A 21643-nucleotide genomic window follows, 5' to 3' on the forward strand; every position below is an offset into this window, starting at 1 on the left:
AACTGATAGGATTATATGAAAAAACACAGAAAAAGGGCAATAGCAATGGCATATAAAGTGATTATACTCTATCGACTTTATATGCCACCTTACTTTTTAGGGACATTTACTGAATATCCCTTTTTCAGCAATGCTGAAACAGAATGTCGTCGGATGACTGAAGTCTTTATCCTCTTTTTCCAACGTACTGACGGGATTTCCGGAGGTTGGTATCCGACTATTTTTCCAGTATTGCTTCCGGTGTAGTCTGATACACTTCCCTGTAAATTTCGTCACGGATCTGTGTGTACTGTCCGTCGATGCTCTCGGTGTGAATGAACATCAGATACAGAGGCACAGCCTCTCCACCCTTGCGATAAGGAGGCTGCAGGTAATCCTGCTTGCAGAGCGTAAATCCGCATCGCTCATAGAACCCGATGCGCCGTCTGCTCATTTCATCCTCCGGTCTTTCCACTTCCAGAATGACAGTCCCTTTCAACTGCCCGGTCAGTGTTCCCATGATTTCCTTTCCATAGCCCCTGTTACGCACCTCCGGTACCGTAGCAAAATGTTCGATGTAATGAAATCCGTTCAGGCTCCATACCGTAATTACTCCGATGCACATCTCCTCATTCCGAATGGCATAGCACTGGAATTTCTCATTCTCATCCGTGAATTTCCGCTGCAAGCCGGTATCCCGTCGTTCTGCCTCCGGAAAAGCCGCCAGCAGCAGTTTTTCCACCCCTTCATAGTCGGGATGAGAAGTCTTGATCAAGTTAAGTGTTATCATAATAATCAATTTATATGTGGTCTATTACTGTTCATGCATATCCGGTTGATTGCCGCCAACTGGCCGCCCGTCCTGTTCAGTCAGTATAAAAGTGAATCATTCTCGTCAGCGAACGCTCACAGACCGGGCAGAACCGCGGTGCCTCGTTGATCTTCATCCGGCACTCCGTTACCGGTCGGTAAATCCCCTTCAGGCTGTATCCGCCCCCTTCGTATACTCCGACTTCAGAGAAGACCTTAGCCGGATCGGTCTGCGGAGCCGTCGGAATCTTCGTACCCTCCGGCAGCATATCCTTCCATTTGCTTTCGAAGTTCACCAGAGTGGTAATATTAGGCTCCCACGGTTCGATGGAATACGGGTACATCGGACTCGGATCTTCCGTATATGCATACTCGTCTGCCAGTCCCCCGAAGCTGTGTCCGAACTCATGCACCACCACCGGCTTGAACATCGGATGATGCGCCGTAGTGAGCAGGTACGAATTATAAATACCTCCACCTCCGTACGTATCCGTATTGGCCAGGATTACGATGTGCTCATACGGGATTCCCGCCAGCCAGTCGTGCATCTTCTTCACGCTGCGGGTCGTCAGGTAACGGTCGGAATAAAACGTGTCGAAATGCGCGCTTACAGCCGTTTCCTTCCATTCCCCCTTCCGCGGAATGCTGACCCCGCTGTCCTGCGAAGGCGTAGATACCACTACCACATTGAAGCGGTCCTTCAGTTCCTTGAAAGGAGCGTGAGCAAAGATAGCCTCACAAGCCGCCTGCGCATCCTTGTAGAACAGTTCCATTTCCGCCTCCGTATATCCTTCGGCCATGATGGCAATGTCAATGCATTTGTCTGCCGGGCCGTTTTTCATCAGGTAGCGGTGCGGTGTCACGTGATGATACCCTTTCTGATGAATCAGAATGTCATTCGGATTGACCTCGTGAGTGAATGAAGCCACCGTCTTGCGGTGCGCATCTTTCAGTTCTACGGTAATCACTGCCTGCTGCTTCGGGAAAGGCAACAGAAACGAGTTCTCAAAACTGCGGGTCACGCGTTTCGCCTCACTCTCACTTACCCATTCCTGGAACAGACTCGAGAAAGAAGTCCGGTAGATAACCTTCCCGCTCTGCTTGTCCCTCATCGTAATCTGTCCGTTTCCCTCCAGTGCCAGACTGTCGAGCGCGTGCCTTCTTCCAGCCCACTGCGGCAGCGAAACCAGTTCGTCGAGGGTCACCTCCTGCTTCGAGGCATTGCCGCTGAATACATAATCCACCCGCAGCGTCCGGTCGTTGAAATACGTCTCAAAATCTCCGGCATGAGCCGCCTGCAGGCAGAGTCCCAGCAGGGCCATACTAAAAAATTTTCTATTCATATCGTTTTCCTCTTAGTTTCTTTACAAAGTTAAGATTATCCTGTTAAATTAATGGATAATCATGCAGGAAACTTATAAATCTTATCTTATTTACCGAAGAATATATTATCTTTGCACATGGATAAAAATCATATCAATGGGACATCATCAAATAGACAAGCTAGACGAACAAATCTTGCAGCTCATAGCCGACAATGCACGTATCCCCTTCCTGGAAGTGGCCCGTGCCTGTAATGTTTCGGGAGCTGCCATCCATCAGCGTATACAGAAACTGACCAATCTGGGTATACTGAAAGGTTCCGAATTCGTGATTGATCCGGAGAAAATCGGTTATGAGACCTGTGCCTACATCGGTCTTTACCTGAAAGATCCGGAACAGTTTGACTCCGTAACCGAAGCGCTGAAGGAGATTCCGGAGGTAGTGGAATGTCACTTTACCACCGGACAGTACGACATGTTTATCAAAATCTACGCAAAGAACAACCATCACCTGCTGAACATCATCCACGATAAGCTTCAGCCGCTGGGACTGGCCCGTTCGGAAACCATTATTTCTTTCCGTGAGGCCATCAAGCGTCAGATGCCGATTCAGGACCTGGCCGATGAGGAGTAAGGTCCGTTTGCAGGCAGGATGCATTGCGTAAAAAAACACGATACTACGATTTTTCCCGGGAAGGGCAGGAGCAAGGCCGACTGCCGTTTTCGGTTGGGAAATACAATTTGATGCGTGAGGGAAAACCTCGCCGTCTTTCGCAAAAAGCCCGCGGTGTTTCTGCTGAAACACCGCGGGCTTTTTATGAAAACTTCTTTATGTGTAATCTGACGGATTACGGTAAAATGCCCTTCCTTCCTCAGGACATCTTCTCGTAGTCGGTAAAACTGTAGGCATATGCATGCTTCTCATCCGGAAGGTGCGTTTCCTTCTGGCTGATTTTCCATTCCTCTGCGCTGAAAGCCGGGAAAAAGGCATCCGCCTCCTTCTCGCTGTCGGCTATCTCGGTCAGGTACATCCGTTGGGCAAGCGGCAGTGCCGCTTCGTATACACTTGCTCCCCCTATGACGAACACTTCCTCCTCGTCCTGGCACGCCTGCAGCGCTTCCTCCAGTGAATCAAAGCATTCCGCTCCCGGAAAAACCTGCCCGGAACGGCTCAGCACCACATTCCTCCGGTTCGGAAGTGCCCCGTTGGGCAACGATTCAAAGGTCTTCCTTCCCATGATGATGGTGTGTCCGGTAGTCAGTCTCTTGAAACGCTTCAAGTCCTCGGGCAACCAGTACAGCAACTTGTTCTCAAAGCCCAGTCCGCGTTCGGCGTTGATGGCCGCAATAATGGATAATATCATAACATTCAGTCCGGTTACAAAAAAAATCAATAAATCTGGAAAATCCCCGTGCGGCTTATACCGATACCTTACCGGCAATGTGCGGATACGGATCGTAGTTCACCAGTTCAAAATCCTCATACTTGAAATCGAAGATATTCTTTACCTCCGGATTCAGTTTCATCTGAGGCAGCGGGCGCGGCGTGCGGGTCAGCTGCAGTTCCACCTGCTCCAGGTGGTTCAGGTAGATGTGCGCATCTCCCAGCGTGTGAATGAAATCGCCCGCCTTCAGTCCCGTTACCTGTGCCATCATCTGCAGCAGCAACGCATACGAAGCAATGTTGAACGGCACTCCCAGAAAAGAGTCCGCACTCCGCTGGTACATCTGAAGACTCAGGCGGCCGTTGGCTACATAAAACTGGAAAAATGCGTGACAGGGAGGCAGGTTCATCCGGTCCAGATCGGCCACGTTCCAGGCACTTACGATGATACGGCGCGAATCCGGATTGTGCTTGATGGTTTCCACCGCCTCCGAAATCTGGTCGATAAACCCTCCGTCGTACGTCGGCCACGAGCGCCACTGATATCCGTAGATATGTCCGAGTTCCCCGTTCTCATCCGCCCATTCGTTCCAGATACGTACTCCGTTGTCCTGCAGGTACTTCACGTTGGTATCCCCTTTCAGGAACCAGAGCAACTCATGAATGATTGACTTCAGGTGCAGTTTTTTGGTTGTTACCAGCGGAAAACCCTCTTCCAGATTAAAACGCATCTGATGCCCGAAGATACTGATGGTGCCGGTTCCCGTCCGGTCCTCCTTCTTCACCCCCTCGGTGCGGATGCGCTGCAGCAGGTCTAAATATTGTTTCATATCGTTATAGCTATTTCCTTTTTTAAAAATGTTTGATGCCGCAAAGGTAATACAAAAAACTGAGATAGCTTCACATTCCCCCTCCCTTGCCCCGATTTCCTTTTTCCCCGAAGGCCGAAAGTTTGTGTGTAACCGCCATTTGTTGTACCTTTGTACCCGTATAAATGGATATAAAATCAACACATATGAATCTACCTGCCCCTTTTGTCGCCGGCATGCAGCAGTTGCTTGGCAACGAAACCTTTTCAGCATTTCAGGAAGCCCTGCAGACCGATACTCCGGTCAGCGTGCGGATGAATACAGCCAAATGCGGCCGTATCCCGGAAGCTGCCACTCCGGTAGCCTGGTGTACCTCCGGATATTACCTGTCGAAACGTCCTACCTTTACGTTCGACCCCTTGTTCCATGCCGGCGGCTACTATGTGCAGGAAGCCTCTTCCATGTTTGTCGAACAGGCCTTGCGGCGCTGGGTAGAGGGCCCCGTGGTAATGCTCGACCTCTGTGCCGCCCCGGGAGGAAAGTCCACCCTGGCGCGCAGCGTCCTTCCTCCGGGCAGTCTGCTGGTGGCCAATGAAGTCATGCGCAACCGCTCGCAGGTACTGGCCGAAAACCTGATCAAATGGGGGCATCCCGGAGTCATCGTGACACAGAACGACCCGGCCGATTTTACCGACCTCGGACCCGTGTTCGACGTCATTCTTACTGACGTACCCTGTTCGGGAGAAGGCATGTTCCGTAAGGATCCCGTAGCCATTACGGAATGGAGTCCCGAGAACGTCGACCTCTGTGTGCAGCGTCAGCGCCGCATTCTGAGAGACATCTGGCCCGCGCTCAAGCCCGGCGGAATACTGATTTACAGTACCTGTACCTACAATACTCACGAGAACGAAGAAAATGTGCACTGGATTTCCCGTGAACTCGGGGCCGAAGTGTTTTCGCTGGAAGTGCCTGACAGCTGGTCCATTACGGGCAACCTGCTGGGTGGGGAATTTCCGGTCTACCGCTTCCTGCCGCACCGTACGGTAGGCGAGGGACTCTTCCTGGCTGTCTTGCGGAAATCGGGAGATGAAAGCGACTGTATGGCGGTTTCCCCGGCGGCGAAGACTAAGGAAAAGCGGGGAAAGGCCAACCGGAAGAAGGCTGCCGTGCCTTCGTTCCCGGAAGAAGTGAAAGGATGGCTGGATGCTTCTTCCGACTGGACCTGGATGATGGATGAGGGAGCGGTCAGGGCCTTTCCTTCGGCATACGATGACTTGTATGCCCTGTTGAAGCAGCACTTGCGCATCTTGCATGCCGGGGTCGAGGTATGCGAACTGAAGGGCAGGGACTGGGTGCCTCACCATGCACTGGCTTTGTCGACTGCCCTGTGCGCGGATGCATTCGTACGGGCAGAGATCAGTTATGAACAGGCAATAGCCTATTTGAGAAAAGAAGCCATTGTGCTCGACGGCGGCGTACCGAAGGGAATGGTACTGCTTACTTATGCCGGACTGCCCGTCGGATTTGTCAAGAATATCGGCAACCGTGCCAACAATCTTTATCCGCAGGAATGGCGCATCCGCAGCGGTTATCTGCCCGATGAGGTCATCTGCCTCTAACGGAGGTTCAGAAGTCGGTCCGTCTTTTCGCTGACATTCAGTCGCCCTCTTTCTGTACTCCGGTTGTGTGAATTACTCTTTCAGACCGCTGTTTCCCTGCAGTTTCAGGGAGCAGCGGCAGGTGATAGTACCCCCCTGCGGTGTGCTATCATTTTTTTATAATCTCCCCCCTGTTGCATTATCAACTTACACAATCTGCATATAAATACTGAATATATGTAATCTGCAACTCTTTAACCTACTTTTTTAAATTAAATATAAAGTTTTTATAAATAGAGTTTATCTGTTTGTTTATTATTATGCATAATTATTGTATCTTTGTGCTCCGAAAATGAATATTGATAATGTAGTAATAAGCAAGTAATACAAGGGGGATAATGAAAATAATAGACACGTAAACAATGAGAGAGCAATAATTTGTGTAGGGGAAGTATTAGTGGATGAGATTGCGAATAAGGTTAAGATTGGTTTGATAGGGGAATATATTAATGCCGGATGGAGTCGTCTGTCTGGGCATTTCTTCTGATGCATATTATTAATAATTTAAATTTTTATTAACAGACTAGAGATGAAAAGAGTTTTTCTTTGGGTAGTCTTTTTTGCATTGCTGGGCATTCATACTGCCTTGGCACAGAGTTTTACTGTAAAGGGTAATGTTGTGTCGAAGGCGGGCAATGAGCCATTGATTGGAGTTTCCATTTTGCAGAAAGGAACTACAAATGGGGTAATTACCGATATTGACGGTAATTATGAGTTGAGAATTCAGGGTACACACGCTACTCTGGTGTTTTCGTATATCGGAATGCAGTCGCAGGAGTTTCAGGTAAACACCAAGACAGGGGTCTTGAACGTGACCATGCAGGACGATACTCAGATGGTAGACGAGGTGGTGGTAGTAGCTTACGGTGTGCGTAAGAAAGGAACCATAGCCGGATCGGTTTCGACTGTGAAGTCTGATAAACTGGAAAATGTGCCGACTGCAAGCTTCGACCAGGCACTGCAGGGACAGGCACCGGGATTGTCAGTAGTAGCCAGCTCGGGAGAGCCCAGCAAGGCTGCGGTTTTCCAGATTCGTGGTACCAACTCTATTAACTCAGGAACGGCTCCTTTGTTCATCCTGGACGGTGTTCCGGTAGAAAGCAGCGACTTTACTTCATTGAACCCAAGTGATATCGAATCGGTATCTGTATTGAAGGATGCTTCTTCTACTTCTATCTACGGAGCGCGTGCTGCCAATGGTGTAGTAGTGATTACTACCAAGCGCGGTTTGTCTATGGATAAGGCGAAGGTGACCTTCCGTGCACAGTACGGTTTTTCTCAGCTGGCACGTACCGAATGGCACATGATGGATACCAACGAACGTATCCAGTTTGAGAAGATGGTAGGCCTGGACGAAGGACAGGATTATGCCAAGCTGTCTCAGACCAACGTAAACTGGCTGGACATGGTGTTCAACGACCACGCTCCGCTGCAGAACTACGAGGTGTCTGTAAACCGTGCCACTGAAAACTTGAATTACTACGTGTCGGGAAGTTTCTTCGATCAGGACGGTATCGCCCAGGGATCTTCTTTCCGCCGTTACAATATCCGCGCCAATGCGGAAGTAAAAGCCAGCAAATGGCTGAAGATGGGAACCAACACCATGATTTCGTACGAGGAAATCGAACAGGCCGACGAAGGTCAGCCTAGTCTGGCTTCTCCGATCTTTGCCAGCCGCATGATGTTGCCTTACTGGAATCCGTACCGTGAAGACGGTTCGATTGCTTCTCAGAGCGACGGTTCATGGACAGGTATCGGACAGAACCCGATTGAATGGATGGACAACAATCCGGTGAAGCACAAGAAATACAAAATCCTGTCTACGGTATTTGCTGAAATCACTCCGATTGAGAATCTGACCATCCGTTCGCAGTTTGGTGTGGATTTCTCACACAATGCTTCTTCTATGAAGTCGTTCCCGAGCTACATCCTGAACGGTGGACTGGGTACTGCCGGACGCAGTTCTTACGACGGTATGAACCTGACCGAAACGACTACTGCCACTTACCGCTGGAAGTATCGTCAGGATCATGACTTCACGTTCATGCTCGGACAGGAAGCCATCGATTACCGTTACGAAGGTTTTCAGGTAACAACTACCGGACAGACCAATGACTTGCTGACTAACGTGACCTCTGGTATCCGTGCAACCAGCTGGCCGGAAACATTTACTTCTTATGGTTTCCTGTCGTTCTTCGGACGTGCGGAATATAATTATAAAGGACTGTATTATGCCGACTTCTCACTGCGTGCGGATGCGTCTTCCCGTTTCGGTAAGAACAACCGCTGGGGTAGCTTCTGGTCGGTAGGTCTGATGTGGAACCTGAAGCAGGAGAAATTCATGCAGCAGTTCGACTGGCTGACCAACGCGCAGATTTCTGCAAGTACCGGTACATCGGGTAACTCGGAAATTTCTGACTATGCCCGTCTGGGACTGGTAGCCGGAGGTCCTAACTACAATGACCAGGCTGGTATTTATCCGGCACAGAGTAGTCTGGATAACTTCAGCTGGGAGTCTACCTGGGCAACCAACCTGGCTTTCCGCTTCGGATTCTTCAACCGTGCGAATGTAGAAATCGAACTCTATAACAAGAGCACTACCAATATGTTGATGCTGGTGCCTGAATCGTATGCTATTTCGGGTGAAGGTGAACGTTGGGAAAACATCGGTGCCATGGTGAACCGCGGTATTGAAGTGAACCTGAACGGAGATGTGATCCGTACAGATGACTTTGTATGGAACTTGAATGCAAACGTTTCTTACAACTTCAACGAACTGAAGGAACTGTATAACGGTGTGACTGAATATACCAACTCTACTACCGGCTTGCGCTATCAGGTAGGACATCCGGTGAACGAATATTACCTGAACCGCTATGCGGGTGTAAATCCTGCCAACGGTGAACAGCTGTGGTATACGAAAGACGGTGAAATCACTACTGAGTTCCGTGAAGAAGACAAGGTGATGACCGGTAAGACATTCATCGCTCCTTGGGCCGGTGGTTTCGGTACTGCACTGAGCTGGAAGGGTATCTCGCTGTCTGCACAGTTCAGCTGGATGGCCGACCGCTGGGTAATGAACAACGACCGTTACTTTGAAGAAAACAACGGTGGATTCTCGGCTTACAACCAGTCAAAACGTCTGTTGTACGACGGATGGAAGAAACCGGGTGACATCACCGACATTCCTCGTTACGGAGAAATCGCTCAGCTCGACGACCGTTTCCTGGAAAATACTTCTTTCCTGCGTCTGAAGAACCTGACATTGGCTTATGTATTCCCGCAGTCACTGCTGCGCAAGAGCAAGTGCCTTTCTTCTGTACGTGTGTACCTGCAGGGACAAAACCTGTTGACTGTAACCGGATTTACCGGCTTCGACCCTGAATATTCGGGTAATATCTACTTGGGACGCTACCCGGCTTCAAGACAGTTTACTATGGGTATGGAAGTTTCATTTTAATAATTAGTAAATATAAGAAAATGATAAAGAAAATCAAAACATATATTGTACTGGCTGCCGTTGCATTGTCGGTTTCTTCGTGCCTGGACAAGTATCCGGAAAATGCAATTCCTTCGGATCAGGCTATTCAGACAGTGAACGATGTAGACCAGGCGGTGATTGGTATTTATGATGCTTTTAAAAGTTCGGCTTTGTACTCCGGTAACCTGACTTTGCTGCCGGATATCCAGACCGACCTGGTGTACGGAGTGAATGGAAATACCGGTGTGTACGGTTCTATCTGGCGCTGGAATGACATCCTTTCGAATGACAAGGATATCGAAAGTGTGTATGCGGCTCTTTATGAAGTAATCGGAAGATGTAACTTCTTGTTTGACAACCTTGAGAAGGTTCGTGCAAAGGTTACGGAAGAGGATGACCTGGATAAACTGGACCAGTGTGCAGGTGAAGCGCATTTCGCACGTGCCCTGGCATATGCGGAACTGATCAAGTTGTTCTGCAAGCCGTACGAAAGTGATGAGGAAGCTGCCAACGAACTGGGTGTGGTTATCTCACGTCACTACCGTGGTGACGAACCGATGGTGCGTGCTTCCTTGAAGGATTCTTACCAGTTTGTACTGGATGAACTGGATCTGGCTGCCGAAGGTCTGGCACTCGACGAGGATGAGGAACCGTCAAGTACTACTTTGTTCGATTCTCCTTATTTTAATGAATATACTGTATATGCCTTGCGTGCGCGCGTGGCCCTGTATATGAAGAAGTGGGACGAGGCTGTGAAGTATTCTACTAAAGTAATCGACAGCGGATACTATCAGTTGTCTAGCTGCAACGAGCAGATTTCACAGGGAGTAAGCTATTATAAATATATGTGGACCAATGACCAGTCAACTGAAACAATCTGGAAAATTGCGTTTACAGCTACTTCTTACGGGGGTGCTCTGGGTAAGGTATTCTTTAATTACGACTATTCTACTGTCCGTCCGGATTATGTACCGGCATCGTGGGTACTGGGACTGTATGACGCATACGACTTGCGTTATGAAGTTTTCTTCCAGGATATGGCTACCGGATACAGTCATCAGTTGAGCTGGCCGTTGCTGATCAAGTACTTCGGTAACCAGCAGTTTACTGAACTCTATGGTATCCTGCACGTTTCTATGCCGAAGGTATTCCGTCTGTCGGAACAGTACCTGATCCGTGCCGAAGCATACTGTAACCTCAACAAATTCGGTGAGGCTGGAAAAGACCTGACCAAGTTGCGCAGTGCACGTATGAGTTCTTCGGGTAATATCGTAGTCAACAAGGACAAATGGCTGGATGCCATCAGCGACGAACGTGTCCGTGAACTGTATATGGAAGGTTTCCGTCTGCAGGACCTGAAACGCTGGCACAGAGGTTTTGAACGTAAACCGCAATCTCAGTCTCTGACTGTGGGAAGCAGCCTGAAGGTAGAGAAAGATGATAAGATGTTCGTATGGCCGATTCCGTTGCATGAACTGGAAGCTCCGGGTTCTCAGATTCTGCCGAATGAAAGTAACAAGTATTAATGAAAGGGTGAAATAACATGAAAAAATATTTATTTGGATTGGGCGTGACAGTGGCAGCTGCAATGTTCTCTGCTTGCAGTGAGACACATTCCACTTATAGCGGACCGGACTATGTAATGTTTGCCGATACATTCCAGGTTTGCACGATTCAGGATGGGGAAACTTATTATGATATCCCCGTTGCGGCAACTACAGCTCAGGGATACGACCGTACTTACGGTGTTGAGGTGGTAGACAAGGGAACGAATGCGATTGAAGGCAAACATTTCAGCCTGGCTTCAAATACCATTACCATCAAGGCCGGAGAGCTGGCTACGGCAGTGAAAATCCGTGGTGGATTCAACAATATGGAAGATACCGACTCACTGGGTGTGATGCTGCGTCTGGTGACAGACAAAAAGAATATCTGGGATGCATACGGAGCTGAGACCAAGGTGGTGTTCCGCAAGGCTTGTCCGCTGGATATGAACTTGTTTGTGGGCGAAGGCAACAATTATGCCAAACTGACTTCTACGTTCTTTGATGAATACATGCAGGGTACTTCAGTGATTCTGCTGAGACCGGAACTGAGTACAGACCCGAAAGATGAGCCGAACACGATTGTGTTGCCTGATTTCCTGTACAAGGGTTACGATATGAAGGTTACTTTCGACGCTTCCGATCCTTTGAGTCCTAATCTGAAATGGGATCCTCAGGTAGTCGGTTCTACTGGAGAAGCTTTCCAGGGAAATGTATGGGGAGACGATAAGTTGCGCGCCATGCAGCCTCAGGGAGTAATGTCATATTATAATGTGTGTCAGCATTACTTCTTGCAGTACATGACACTCTATGTAGAAGGAGTGGGTCAGGTAGGTACATTCCTGAACGTAGTGGAATGGATCAGCAAGGCCGAATATGAGAAACTGGAACGTGATTTGGGATTGAATAACAAATAAGAGTGATTAGTACAATGAAAAATATGAAATGGTTTACCGGAGCTTGTCTGTTGGCTTGTGGCCTGGCTTTTCTGCCGGCATGCTCTGATGACGAAAACGAAGCTGTTGCTCCTGTATTCCCGGATAAGGTAGAGGAAATTGTGCTGTCGGCAGCAGGAGAAACCGCTGAACTGGCTTTTACTGCAAATGCAGACTGGACACTGACTTCTTCCAGACTCTGGTGTAAATTCGTATCGGGAGAAGAGAGCCTGCCGATGTTGGTCGGAGGTGCAGGTGAACAGAACGTTCAGGTGGTAATAACCGACGACGTATGGGGATTTGAAGAAGCTACGGCTGAGGTTGCCCTGAACATGGGCGGACAGTCGCAGGTGATTGCGAAGATTACCCGTAATGCAAAGGGACTGGTGATTGAAGGTTACGATAACGAACATCCGGTGGAAATTACCTATGTGGGTGGACAGTCGGGAAGTCAGACTACAATCTCCCTGAATGCGAACTTCGACTGGGAATTGTCTGCCGAAGGTTTGCCGGAATGGCTGTCGGTTGATGATCTGCCGCTGAAAGGATTTGCAGGTCGTCCGTCGGACATCGTACTGAAGGTGACTAAGGAAGCAAAGGTTTCTGCACAGAGCGGAATTCTGACGTTGAAGCAGCTGGAAACCGGAGCGACTTATGCGTTCCCTGTCAACTACGCAGGTATGGGCGACAAAGATTTTGAGACTTCATTGAGAAATGTCTGGAACTGGAATGTGGCCAAGGAAGGTGACATTTATTGGGCCGGATCTCTGACTGGAGATGATGATACGGCTAAGGAAAGCTTCCCGCTGCAAGTGGAAATCGCTACTAAGGATTACGACTATCAGCTGGTCCGTTTGTTTGATGACGGTAAGGGTAATGGACTGAAGGAGCCTGACCAGTGGAACGGAGGTGATTTCTTCACTGTAGAAGACAATGGCAAGGGACTTCTTTCGATTCCGGCATTCTCGGAAAACACTGGTGGTGAACGGAGCGGATATATTCTGGCATTCCCTCGTTATGTATATGAGACAGAACTGCAGAACAGTGTGGATAATGCACTGATTGAAGACATGACGGCCATCAAGACCGAATATGAACAGTATATTGTATGGAACTTTACCCAGCAGGGTAATCAGGTAGCTGCTACCGGATTTGAGGTGTTGCGGAGCGGTTATGAATCTCTGGAATGCTTGCAGGGAGACGGTGGTACCGGATATGGTGAAATGATTTCTGAAGCTACGCAGGTACCGGTTGACCAGATATTCCATGTGAAAGTACAGGCTGGTGATTTCTTGCAGGTAAATCCGAAGCTGACGGTTGAACAGTGGAATCCGGAAGTAAATGGAATGAATGGTATGATGATCATGTCAATGGAAGGTGAAGACTTCACCGAACAGTGGAATCCTGGCATGACCATGGGTGGAAGCTTCTCAGTAGACGGTACGGTAAACAAGACCATGTTTATTTCTTTCTCTGACTTCTCAGCCGGTTATCCTATGCCGTGCAAGGCCCTGATTATTATTGTTGAATAATTGTTTTGATAAAAGATAAGATTAACATATGAAACTAACATCATTATTACAAAAACTTCTGTTTGTTCCTGTCTTGCTGGGACTGACTGTTGTGCTTGCAACAGGATGTTCGGACGATGACGACGAGCTGCAAGGGGGAGGAAATGGATATGTTCAGTTTAAATTGTATAAAGAAGCTTCTTATGGTGAGAGTGCTTCGCGTGCAAGCGATTCGGAACTGGAGTATCTGTATGACGCCAAAAAGGTGAAGGTGGTATTGACCAGCAATGGAGTTACCTCTTCGTATACATTGCCGGTAAGCGCTTATAACGCTGAAAATGCAGAATATGGAATGCGTTCTGAAAAATTGGAACTGGTAGCAGGAGCTTATCAGCTGATCGGTTTTTATCTGTACGATAAGGTAGAAAAGGAAATCTACGCTGGAGAACCGGCTGCACCTACTTCTTTCATGGTAGAACGTGGTGGTCTGTGCATTCAGGATCTTCTGGTAAATGTGGTTCCGCGCGGACAGGTTCGTTTCCATCTGGTGAAGGACCTGAGTGCTGTCAGCAGAACCGGTTCACGCGCCGATCTTGAAACAAAATACTATCCGTTCAGTTCGGTGGCACGTGTGACTTTCGATGTGAAAAACATGGATACAAAGAAAGTGACACACATTGAAAACGTGGATGTGGAAGTAGAAGATGGTTTCCATGAAGACAATTCTGAAACTTCGTATGCTGTACTTGATTCGCTGATTACTCTGGAAGCCGGACGTTATACGGTAACTGAGGTCTGGACATCGGATAAGAATAAAACCACTTTGGAAGTGGGTGTACTGAAAGAAGGTACTGAGTTTACTGTATACGACAACCAGAATCCGGAAGCACAGCCGGTGGAAATCCCGTTGACTTTGCAGGAATCGGCTGATTACATCAAGGACTATATTGCCTTGAAGGAAATCTGGCTGGCTACCGGCGGTGAGACTGACTGGTACTATGTTGGTGAAAATTATCCGAAGGGAGTAAACTGGAACTTCGATAAGGATATCGATATGTGGGGCGAACAGCCGGGAGTAAACCTGAATGCGGAAGGACGTGTCATCTCATTGTCTATCGGTGAGTTCAGTCCGAAAGGAAAGATTCCTGCTGCACTGGGACAGTTGACTGCACTGCAGACTTTGTATCTGGGTACTCATAACGACAAACAGCACCCGAATGTACCTAATGGTTCATCGGTTGAGTCTCGCAAGAAATTTGCACAGGCTATGATGAATCCGACTGCGGAAAATCTGAAGATTCTCCGTAATGACTATATGGACAACTATGCGTCACACGATATCAGAGCTGATTTCTCTGAACCGCTGTTGTGGGGATTCAAGGAAAGAGGTATTGAAGTGAAAAAGCAGAACAAGCCTGCTTCACGTGATATCAACTGGGGTGAGCTGACTAACGGTATTACCGGTATCGATGAGGCTATCGGTAATCTGGAAAATCTGGAAATCCTGTACATTGCCAACTCTAAGGTGGCAGAACTGCCGGCTACAATCGGTAATCTGAAGAAATGTACGGATATGGAGCTTTACAATAATCCGCTGATGAAGGAATTCCCTGATGTGCTGGCTGAAATGCCTGAACTGATTCAGCTGAACATTGCGATGAACAAGCAGTGGAGCTCGGAAGAAATCAATGCGGGACTGGAAAAACTGTGTGGTGGAAAATCTCAGGCTACTCTTCAGGTACTTTATATGGGCTTCAACAATGCAACCCGTTTGCCTGAAAATGTGAAGAATCTGAAGAAACTCGGAAAGATTGACTGTGCTTACAATAAACTGACAGGTACATTGCCTCGCTTTGAGGGTATCAACCTGGTACAGGCTACTTTCGACTACAACCAGATTGAAGCAATTCCTGATAATTTCTGTGGAATTGAAGATGTAGAGTCAATTACTTTCTCAAACAATAAGATCAAGAACCTGCCGACAGGATTCTTTAATCCGAAATCGGTATACGTGATGGTTTCAGTAGACTTCTCTGGCAATGAGATTACAGAGGTTCCGGCAAATTACGGTGCCAATGTTTCTACACTGTCACTGGCAAGAAATAAGCTGACGAAGTTCCCGAAGGGATTGTTCCAGGGCGGATCGGTAATTGAGTCTCTGAACTTGAGCGGTAACCTGATTAGTTCGTTCGAAGAAGGTGACATCGTCGGAGAAAAGAGCTATATGCTGGCTTCATTGGACTTGACTTACAACCGCTTGTCTGATTTCCCGACAGATTTCAATGCAATCAATGTTCCTTATCTGTATGGAGTGGACGTAAGTTTCAACTGTTTCTCGGAATTTCCTTTCGAGCCTTTCAACGTTGACCGTCTGACTGTGTTTGCTATCCGTGGACAGCGTGATGCCGATGGTAACCGTACCCTGACAGAATGGCCGCTGGGAGTAGGAAAGCATAAAGGACTCCGTGCACTGTATCTGGGAAGTAATGATATAGGTGACGTGAATGTGGGACAGGAAGAACAGTTGTCTTATCTGATCTATAATCTGGATATCAGTGATAACCCGAACATCGTGATCAATATGGCAGAGTTGTGTCCTTATATTCAGGCTGGTATGTTTATGCTGATTTACGATCAGACACAGGATATCCGCGGATGTGATGTCTTGTTTGATTAATGGTTAATTTAAATAGACAAGAAATGAAAAATATATCAAAGTACATAATCGGATTGTCGGTGCTGGCTGGCTTGATGTTTTCGTGTAAAGAAGACGAGCCGACGATTTCGGGCTTTTCCTTGGATAAGGAAGAAATTACGATTGCAGACCCTAACGGTGAGACTGCGCTGATCAATGTATCTACTGATGCTGAATGGCAGGCAAGCACTGAAGCTACCTGGTTGCAGCTGGCTCCGGGAAACGGAATCGGATCGGCAACGGTAGAGGTGAAGGCTGACTCTTCTATCCTGGCTTCTATCCGTGAGACTCAGATTCAGTTCCTGGCAAAGGGAATCGGAGTAAAGACGGTTAAAGTAAAACAGTTCGGATACAAGGAGGAAATTTCACTTGACAAGAATGAGCTGGGTATTGAAAGTACAGCTCCTTATGAAGATCGTTTCTTCAATGTAACCGTGACTGCAAACGTGAACTTCAGCGTGCAGATTCCGGAAGAGGCAAAATCATGGATTGAGTTCCCTTCGAACCAGGAAATCGACCTGGACTATGGAGAACGTCCTCGTACTGGAAAGTTGCGTTTCAACTGGAAAATCAATACGAAGGAAGAAGACCGTACGGCAGAAATCCGCTTTGTGCCTGAAGACAGTGAAGCGGAAACTGTGGTGCTGAAGGTTACTCAGGAACATGCTCCTATCCTGACCGATGACCGTGCCGGTGACTCTCTGGCGGTATTGGCAATTTATCAGGGCATGAACGGTATGTTCGGCTGGGATGCTACTGAAAACATGCGTAACTGGAAGACTGTGACACTGTGGAAGGCTACCGATAAGATCGATGGCAAGAAGATTCCGGCAGAAATGGTGGGACGTATCCGTAGTGCATCATTCAGGCTGTTCGATACAAAAGAATCTATTCCTTACCAGGTAACTCAGTTGCGTTTTGCTGAATCATTGACATTCTATAGTAACGCGAACCGTGAAATCAAGAAGATTGAACTGGGATCGGATATCTGTACACTGCTGAAAGGACATCCGTTGAATACCGGCAAGGACGGTAAGGCTAAGAGTTATCTGAAGTACTTGAACATCAGTGCATTCGGTGTTACTAAGTTGCCTTCAGACTTTGAAAGTGAAACGCTGGAGGCTCTGGAACTGAACAGTTCTAACTTTACCGACAACAGTTGGCTGAGACAGGTTAATGCCACCAAGCTCCCGGCACTGAAATATCTGTCAATCTCGAATATGCGTATCAAATCAGTGGTAAACGACTTGAGTCTGGACGACCTGGGCTTCCGTTGGGAAACTGGTTTCGGAAATAACGGTATGGCATACAACTCGAAGAACGACCGTGATGCCTTCATCGATTTCTTGAAGTGGGAAAAGTTGGAATATCTGACATTATCTGTAAATTTGCTGGAAGGAGAATTGCCGACCGATGAAGACCTGCAGCAGCCACCATATAATTTTGCCGCTTACCAGGATTCAGATTTCGAATCGGTTTCAGATACTATCAAGGATGGTCAGCGCTTCATGGTAGATCATAAGATCACTAAGGTTTGGCCGAACATGAAGGCATTGTATATGAATCTTAACTTCCTGACAGGTAAACTTCCTAACTGGTTGTTGTATCATCCTTATCTGGAATTCTGGAATCCTTATTCACGGTTGTTCCAGCAGGAAATCAAGGGTAAGAACTCTTTGGGTGAAACCGTTGGATTTACAGGTGGTGAGCCGAGAAGCATGAGAGACTATTCTAACTTTACAGAAGAATTGGGATACGATGATTTTGTAAGTAAAAACAGTTATTATTCTGTATATCCGAAAATGGATCCGAATTATAACGGAGAGACAAAATAAAAAGGGTATTATACAATAAAGACTTTTAGATAAAGAATGAAAAAAAGATATTTATTCGCAGCTTTGTTTTCTGCAGCATTCCTGTATTCATGTTCTGATTCCGATATTACATCGGGATCAGGCAATGGAGGGGGTACCGCAACGATTGTCAATTTGCCGGACGATGCTGTAAAAGGTGAATTGTTCGTCAAGTTTAAACCCGAAGTGGAAGAAGCCTTGGATAAGGCAGGGGCTTTGAGCCGCGGGGGCAAGATGTCCCGTTCTTCTATCGCTTCTGTGGATGAGGTGCTGGATATTGCCGGAGCATATACTTTCGAACGTGTGTTCCCGGTTGACGGAAAAAATGAAGCCCGTACTCGTAAAAGCGGTCTGCACTTGTGGTACCTGGTCCGTTTCGATGAAAATGCCGATCCGGTGAAAGTGGCCAGCGACATGGCTCGTCTCTCTGAGGTGGCTACTGTAGAGTTCAACCGCGAGATCAAACGTGCATACGACCCGCAGCAGCGTGCAAAGGGTCTGAGCGAAAATACACTGAAGGCTGCGCGTGCGCTGAAGAATGGGGCTGCATTCAATGACCCGGAATTGGGAAAGCAGTGGCATTACATCAACGACGGAACGGTACTGAATCAGTCGGAGGACCTCGAAGAAGGTAAGACTATTCCTGAATTTGAAGAAGGTTCTTATGCCGGAAACGATGTCAACTGTGGAGTTGCCTGGCAGAAATGTGCAGGTGATCCTTCTATCATCGTAGCTGTGCTGGACGAAGGTGTGATGTATACGCATCAGGACTTGAGAGATAATATGTGGACCAACTCGGCAGAGACTGTCGGTGGAGCACAGGATGCAGACGGCAACGGATATTGTGGTGACCGTTATGGTTACAACTTCGTAACTGACTCTGGACTGATTACCTGGGGTGACCCGAACGATACAGGTCACGGAACCCATGTGGCCGGAACCATTGCTGCCGTAAACAACAACGGCGAGGGTGTGTGCGGTATCGCAGGTGGTACAGGAAACAAGGATGGTGTAAAGATTATGTCGTGTCAGATTTTTGCCGGAAATGCGGGAGCTACGATGCTGGCCGAAGCTAAGGCAGTAAAATATGCGGCAGATAACGGAGCAGTCATCCTGCAGTGCAGCTGGGGTTACAACTCCGGACTGGCTAACCCGCTTTTCTACACTCCGGGTCCGAAAACGGATGATGAATGGGCTTCTGTAGCCGTAATGGAAAAAGAAGTGATGGAATACTTCCTGCACAATGCAGGTGACCCGAACGGAGTCATTGAAGGAGGTATCATCGTCTTTGCGGCAGGAAACGAATATGCACCGATGGCCGGTTATCCGGGAGCTTACAAAGATTTCATTTCGGTAGCTTCTATCGGCCCGGACGGTACTCCGGCTCCTTACTCAAACTACGGTACTCCGACCGGAAGCCAGAACATGATTACAGCTCCGGGGGGTGACGGAGAAGGAACAAAGCGTGAACGTGCGCTGGTACTTTCTACCATGCCTATGAGTGCCCTGGAAATGGGTGGTGACGCTACCAAGGGCGGATACGGTTATATGGAAGGTACTTCTATGGCTTGTCCGCACGTTTCGGGTGTAGCTGCGCTGGGACTTTCTTATGCGGCTAAGTTGAGAAAGCACTTCCGTGCAGAAGATTACCGTCGTCTGTTGCTGGAATCTGTAAAACCGTTTACATTCAAGTATGATGATTACAAATCATACTGGTACGGTTGGGCTTCATTTGGTGAAGCTGCTCCGCACAACCTCCTGGATTTGTCGGCTTACAGAGACAAACTGGGTGGTCTGATTGATGCAGGTAAAGTACTGGAAAATGTGGAAGGCGGCAACTACGGCAGTCAGCCGATGAAAGTGCCTAATGTATATCTGAAAGAAGGAGCTTCTCAGCAGGTAGACCTGGTACGTGTATTCGGCAGCCTGACCAACGTTACTTGTGAAGTGGCTAATCCGGGAGTGGCTGAAGTAAGTGCTTCCAACACTGCGCTGACAGTTAAAGGACTTGCTACAGGATCGACCAAGGCTACAGTAACGGTAACTACAGCCGGTCAGGAAACAGTAAGCCAGACTTTTGTGATTACCGTTCGCAACAGTTCTGGAAATGGTTGGATGTAATTTCGGAGAAGTTTGATGTATCGGATGACACTCAAATATTGGATATGGGCTTGCCTCTTGTTTTCTGTGCCTGGCTTGCAGGCACAGAAAATATGGTCGGATGAGGAGTTGGAGAAACTTACTTCACCTGACCTGCTGGCGGGGGCCGACACCCTGTTGACTTTCGACAAAAAGGAAATAGAGGTGGGGACGATATCCGAGGACGACAAACCTTCTGTGTATGTCTTCTCCTGTAAGAATGCGGGGAATACGCGGGTGGTGGTGACACGAATGACCACTTCCTGCGGATGTACCCAGGCCGAAATCGACCGTCCGGTACTCTTGCCGGGAGAGCAGGCACAGATCCGTCTGACCTATAATCCTTTCGGGCGTCCGGGAAAATTGTTTGCTCAGGTACTGGTCTATACCGACCGTTCGGACAAGTATCCGGTAGCCTCTCTGGCACTGACCGGTAAGGTCACCCCTTCGGCAGCCCTCTGGAAAAACTACCGTTATGCCATGGGACACCTGAAACTCCGCCGCAAGCAGGTCAACTTCGGAGTGGTCAGGAAAGGGCAGAAACGGGTGGAGCGGATTGCCTGTGTGAATGCAGGAGATCAACCGTTGCAGGTAAGTGCAGCAAAGGTCATCCTTCCGGAGTATTTGTCTGTATACACCCTTCCGGCTGTCCTGCAGCCTTCGGAAGAAGGACAGTTGGTAGTGGCGATAGACGGTACGAAACTTCCGCCGGGCAAAGACGTGAAAAAGAGTCTGAAGGTTTTGCTGGAAGGACTTTCCGTTTCCCCGACAGAAAGAATGCTGGAAGTCTCTTTACAATATGGAGTGAATGAACAATCTGATAAAAAATAACGTACTTAAAAACAAAGTCTAATGAAATATTTATTTAAACTGATATTGTGTATGACCCTGCTGACAGCAGTTTCGGCTTGTAGCAAGGATGAATATACAGAAAAAAACGTGATGGTGGTAACTCCGGGAACACTGGAGGGAACATGGACATTGACTGAATGGAACGGACAGGCACCTGAAGAAGGAATGTATGTGTACATTACTTTCGAACGTAAGGAACGTACTTTTGTCATGTATGAGAAATGGGGAAGCATGTATTCACACAAGACCTCGGGTACCTTCAGCATCCTGGAAGATGAGGACTACGGTATCATCCTTACCGGAGAATACGATTATGACCAGGGTGAATGGCAGGAATACGTGGTAACCGGCATGGACGGTACTACCTTGACACTGGTAGCTAAGGACAACGCAGCCGATAAGTTGGTTTATACCCGTTGCGAAGGCGTTCCTGAAGATATTCAGAACGGAAGCAGAAGCCTGGGATTCTGATTGTCCATAAGGCTTATCCAAGCATAAAAAAGGAGCCGGCACAGACAAGTTCTGATTGCCGGCTCCTTTTTTTTAGGGACACTCAGTAAATAGTATAAAATTAGCCAACTAATTCATACACAATGTATTGCGAATTAGTTGGCTTTTTTGTATCTTTAGATATTCCCCCGAAAATAAGGTTTGGCAGCCAAAACGGGGGA

At 47.9% G+C, this 21643-nt stretch carries 15 protein-coding genes; 11 read left to right on the plus strand and 4 right to left on the minus strand.

The window, feature by feature from the left end:
- Nucleotides 1-217: 217 nt before the first annotated feature.
- Nucleotides 218-769: a GNAT family N-acetyltransferase gene (locus tag H3001_RS16100; protein ID WP_178243934.1), complete on the minus strand. Its 552-nt coding sequence runs from the start codon at nt 767-769 to the stop codon at nt 218-220.
- A gap of 76 nt (nt 770-845) precedes the next feature.
- A complete protein-coding gene (locus H3001_RS16105) occupies nt 846-2132 on the minus strand; it encodes a M64 family metallopeptidase (protein ID WP_181215487.1) in 1287 nt (428 codons plus the stop codon).
- A 136-nt stretch (nt 2133-2268) separates the two neighbouring features.
- On the opposite strand from H3001_RS16105, the gene H3001_RS16110 reads away from it, so the two are divergent.
- Nucleotides 2269-2745: an Lrp/AsnC family transcriptional regulator gene (locus tag H3001_RS16110; RefSeq protein WP_178243930.1), complete on the plus strand. Its 477-nt coding sequence runs from the start codon at nt 2269-2271 to the stop codon at nt 2743-2745.
- A gap of 238 nt (nt 2746-2983) precedes the next feature.
- On the opposite strand, the gene H3001_RS16115 is transcribed toward H3001_RS16110, so the two are convergent.
- Entirely contained in the window at nt 2984-3475 is a 492-nt protein-coding gene (locus tag H3001_RS16115; RefSeq protein WP_181215488.1) for a dihydrofolate reductase, read from the minus strand.
- A gap of 55 nt (nt 3476-3530) precedes the next feature.
- A complete protein-coding gene (locus H3001_RS16120) occupies nt 3531-4325 on the minus strand; it encodes a thymidylate synthase (RefSeq protein ID WP_178243926.1) in 795 nt (264 codons plus the stop codon).
- A 185-nt stretch (nt 4326-4510) separates the two neighbouring features.
- Between H3001_RS16120 and H3001_RS16125 the strand changes: the two genes are divergently transcribed.
- The 10 genes from H3001_RS16125 to H3001_RS16170 all read left to right on the plus strand — a co-directional run bounded on the left by H3001_RS16125 (nt 4511) and on the right by H3001_RS16170 (nt 21443).
- A complete protein-coding gene (locus H3001_RS16125; RefSeq protein WP_181215489.1) occupies nt 4511-5923 on the plus strand; it encodes a methyltransferase RsmF C-terminal domain-like protein in 1413 nt (470 codons plus the stop codon).
- A gap of 568 nt (nt 5924-6491) precedes the next feature.
- A complete protein-coding gene (locus H3001_RS16130) occupies nt 6492-9422 on the plus strand; it encodes a SusC/RagA family TonB-linked outer membrane protein (protein WP_181215490.1) in 2931 nt (976 codons plus the stop codon).
- Between the two features lie 20 nt (nt 9423-9442).
- Nucleotides 9443-10969, plus strand: a complete 1527-nt coding sequence (locus H3001_RS16135; protein ID WP_178243919.1) for a RagB/SusD family nutrient uptake outer membrane protein — start codon at nt 9443-9445, stop codon at nt 10967-10969.
- A gap of 17 nt (nt 10970-10986) precedes the next feature.
- Nucleotides 10987-11904, plus strand: coding sequence for a DUF4984 domain-containing protein (locus H3001_RS16140; RefSeq protein WP_178243917.1), 918 nt, complete (start codon nt 10987-10989; stop codon nt 11902-11904).
- Between the two features lie 14 nt (nt 11905-11918).
- Nucleotides 11919-13454: a BACON domain-containing protein gene (locus H3001_RS16145; RefSeq protein WP_181215491.1), complete on the plus strand. Its 1536-nt coding sequence runs from the start codon at nt 11919-11921 to the stop codon at nt 13452-13454.
- A 28-nt stretch (nt 13455-13482) separates the two neighbouring features.
- Nucleotides 13483-16110 carry a DUF4458 domain-containing protein gene (locus H3001_RS16150; RefSeq protein WP_178243913.1) on the plus strand — a complete coding sequence of 876 codons (2628 nt, stop codon included), beginning with the start codon at nt 13483-13485 and terminating at the stop codon, nt 16108-16110.
- 23 nt (nt 16111-16133) lie between these two features.
- Nucleotides 16134-17963 (plus strand): BACON domain-containing protein, encoded by a 1830-nt coding sequence (locus H3001_RS16155; protein WP_178243911.1) that lies wholly within the window; start codon nt 16134-16136, stop codon nt 17961-17963.
- A gap of 36 nt (nt 17964-17999) precedes the next feature.
- On the plus strand, nt 18000-20102 hold the full coding sequence (locus tag H3001_RS16160; RefSeq protein WP_178243909.1) for a S8 family peptidase: 2103 nt from the start codon (nt 18000-18002) through the stop codon (nt 20100-20102).
- A gap of 24 nt (nt 20103-20126) precedes the next feature.
- The gene (locus tag H3001_RS16165; protein ID WP_181215492.1) at nt 20127-20951 is read left to right on the plus strand and encodes a DUF1573 domain-containing protein; all 825 of its coding nucleotides are present in this window, start codon (nt 20127-20129) and stop codon (nt 20949-20951) included.
- A gap of 21 nt (nt 20952-20972) precedes the next feature.
- Nucleotides 20973-21443 (plus strand): lipocalin-like domain-containing protein, encoded by a 471-nt coding sequence (locus tag H3001_RS16170; protein ID WP_178243905.1) that lies wholly within the window; start codon nt 20973-20975, stop codon nt 21441-21443.
- Nucleotides 21444-21643 lie beyond the last annotated feature (200 nt).

The organism is Phocaeicola faecicola (assembly GCF_013618865.1).
GTDB classification, from domain to species: domain Bacteria; phylum Bacteroidota; class Bacteroidia; order Bacteroidales; family Bacteroidaceae; genus Phocaeicola; species Phocaeicola faecicola.

Bases quoted from the DNA above. Each gene is read 5' to 3' on its own strand.
- H3001_RS16100 (WP_178243934.1), bottom strand. From the start codon at position 769: ATGATAACACTTAACTTGATCAAGACTTCTCATCCCGACTATGAAGGG.
- H3001_RS16105 (WP_181215487.1), bottom strand. From the start codon at position 2,132: ATGAATAGAAAATTTTTTAGTATGGCCCTGCTGGGACTCTGCCTGCAG.
- H3001_RS16110 (WP_178243930.1), top strand. From the start codon at position 2,269: ATGGGACATCATCAAATAGACAAGCTAGACGAACAAATCTTGCAGCTC.
- H3001_RS16115 (WP_181215488.1), bottom strand. From the start codon at position 3,475: ATGATATTATCCATTATTGCGGCCATCAACGCCGAACGCGGACTGGGC.
- H3001_RS16120 (WP_178243926.1), bottom strand. From the start codon at position 4,325: ATGAAACAATATTTAGACCTGCTGCAGCGCATCCGCACCGAGGGGGTG.
- H3001_RS16125 (WP_181215489.1), top strand. From the start codon at position 4,511: ATGAATCTACCTGCCCCTTTTGTCGCCGGCATGCAGCAGTTGCTTGGC.
- H3001_RS16130 (WP_181215490.1), top strand. From the start codon at position 6,492: ATGAAAAGAGTTTTTCTTTGGGTAGTCTTTTTTGCATTGCTGGGCATT.
- H3001_RS16135 (WP_178243919.1), top strand. From the start codon at position 9,443: ATGATAAAGAAAATCAAAACATATATTGTACTGGCTGCCGTTGCATTG.
- H3001_RS16140 (WP_178243917.1), top strand. From the start codon at position 10,987: ATGAAAAAATATTTATTTGGATTGGGCGTGACAGTGGCAGCTGCAATG.
- H3001_RS16145 (WP_181215491.1), top strand. From the start codon at position 11,919: ATGAAAAATATGAAATGGTTTACCGGAGCTTGTCTGTTGGCTTGTGGC.
- H3001_RS16150 (WP_178243913.1), top strand. From the start codon at position 13,483: ATGAAACTAACATCATTATTACAAAAACTTCTGTTTGTTCCTGTCTTG.
- H3001_RS16155 (WP_178243911.1), top strand. From the start codon at position 16,134: ATGAAAAATATATCAAAGTACATAATCGGATTGTCGGTGCTGGCTGGC.
- H3001_RS16160 (WP_178243909.1), top strand. From the start codon at position 18,000: ATGAAAAAAAGATATTTATTCGCAGCTTTGTTTTCTGCAGCATTCCTG.
- H3001_RS16165 (WP_181215492.1), top strand. From the start codon at position 20,127: ATGACACTCAAATATTGGATATGGGCTTGCCTCTTGTTTTCTGTGCCT.
- H3001_RS16170 (WP_178243905.1), top strand. From the start codon at position 20,973: ATGAAATATTTATTTAAACTGATATTGTGTATGACCCTGCTGACAGCA.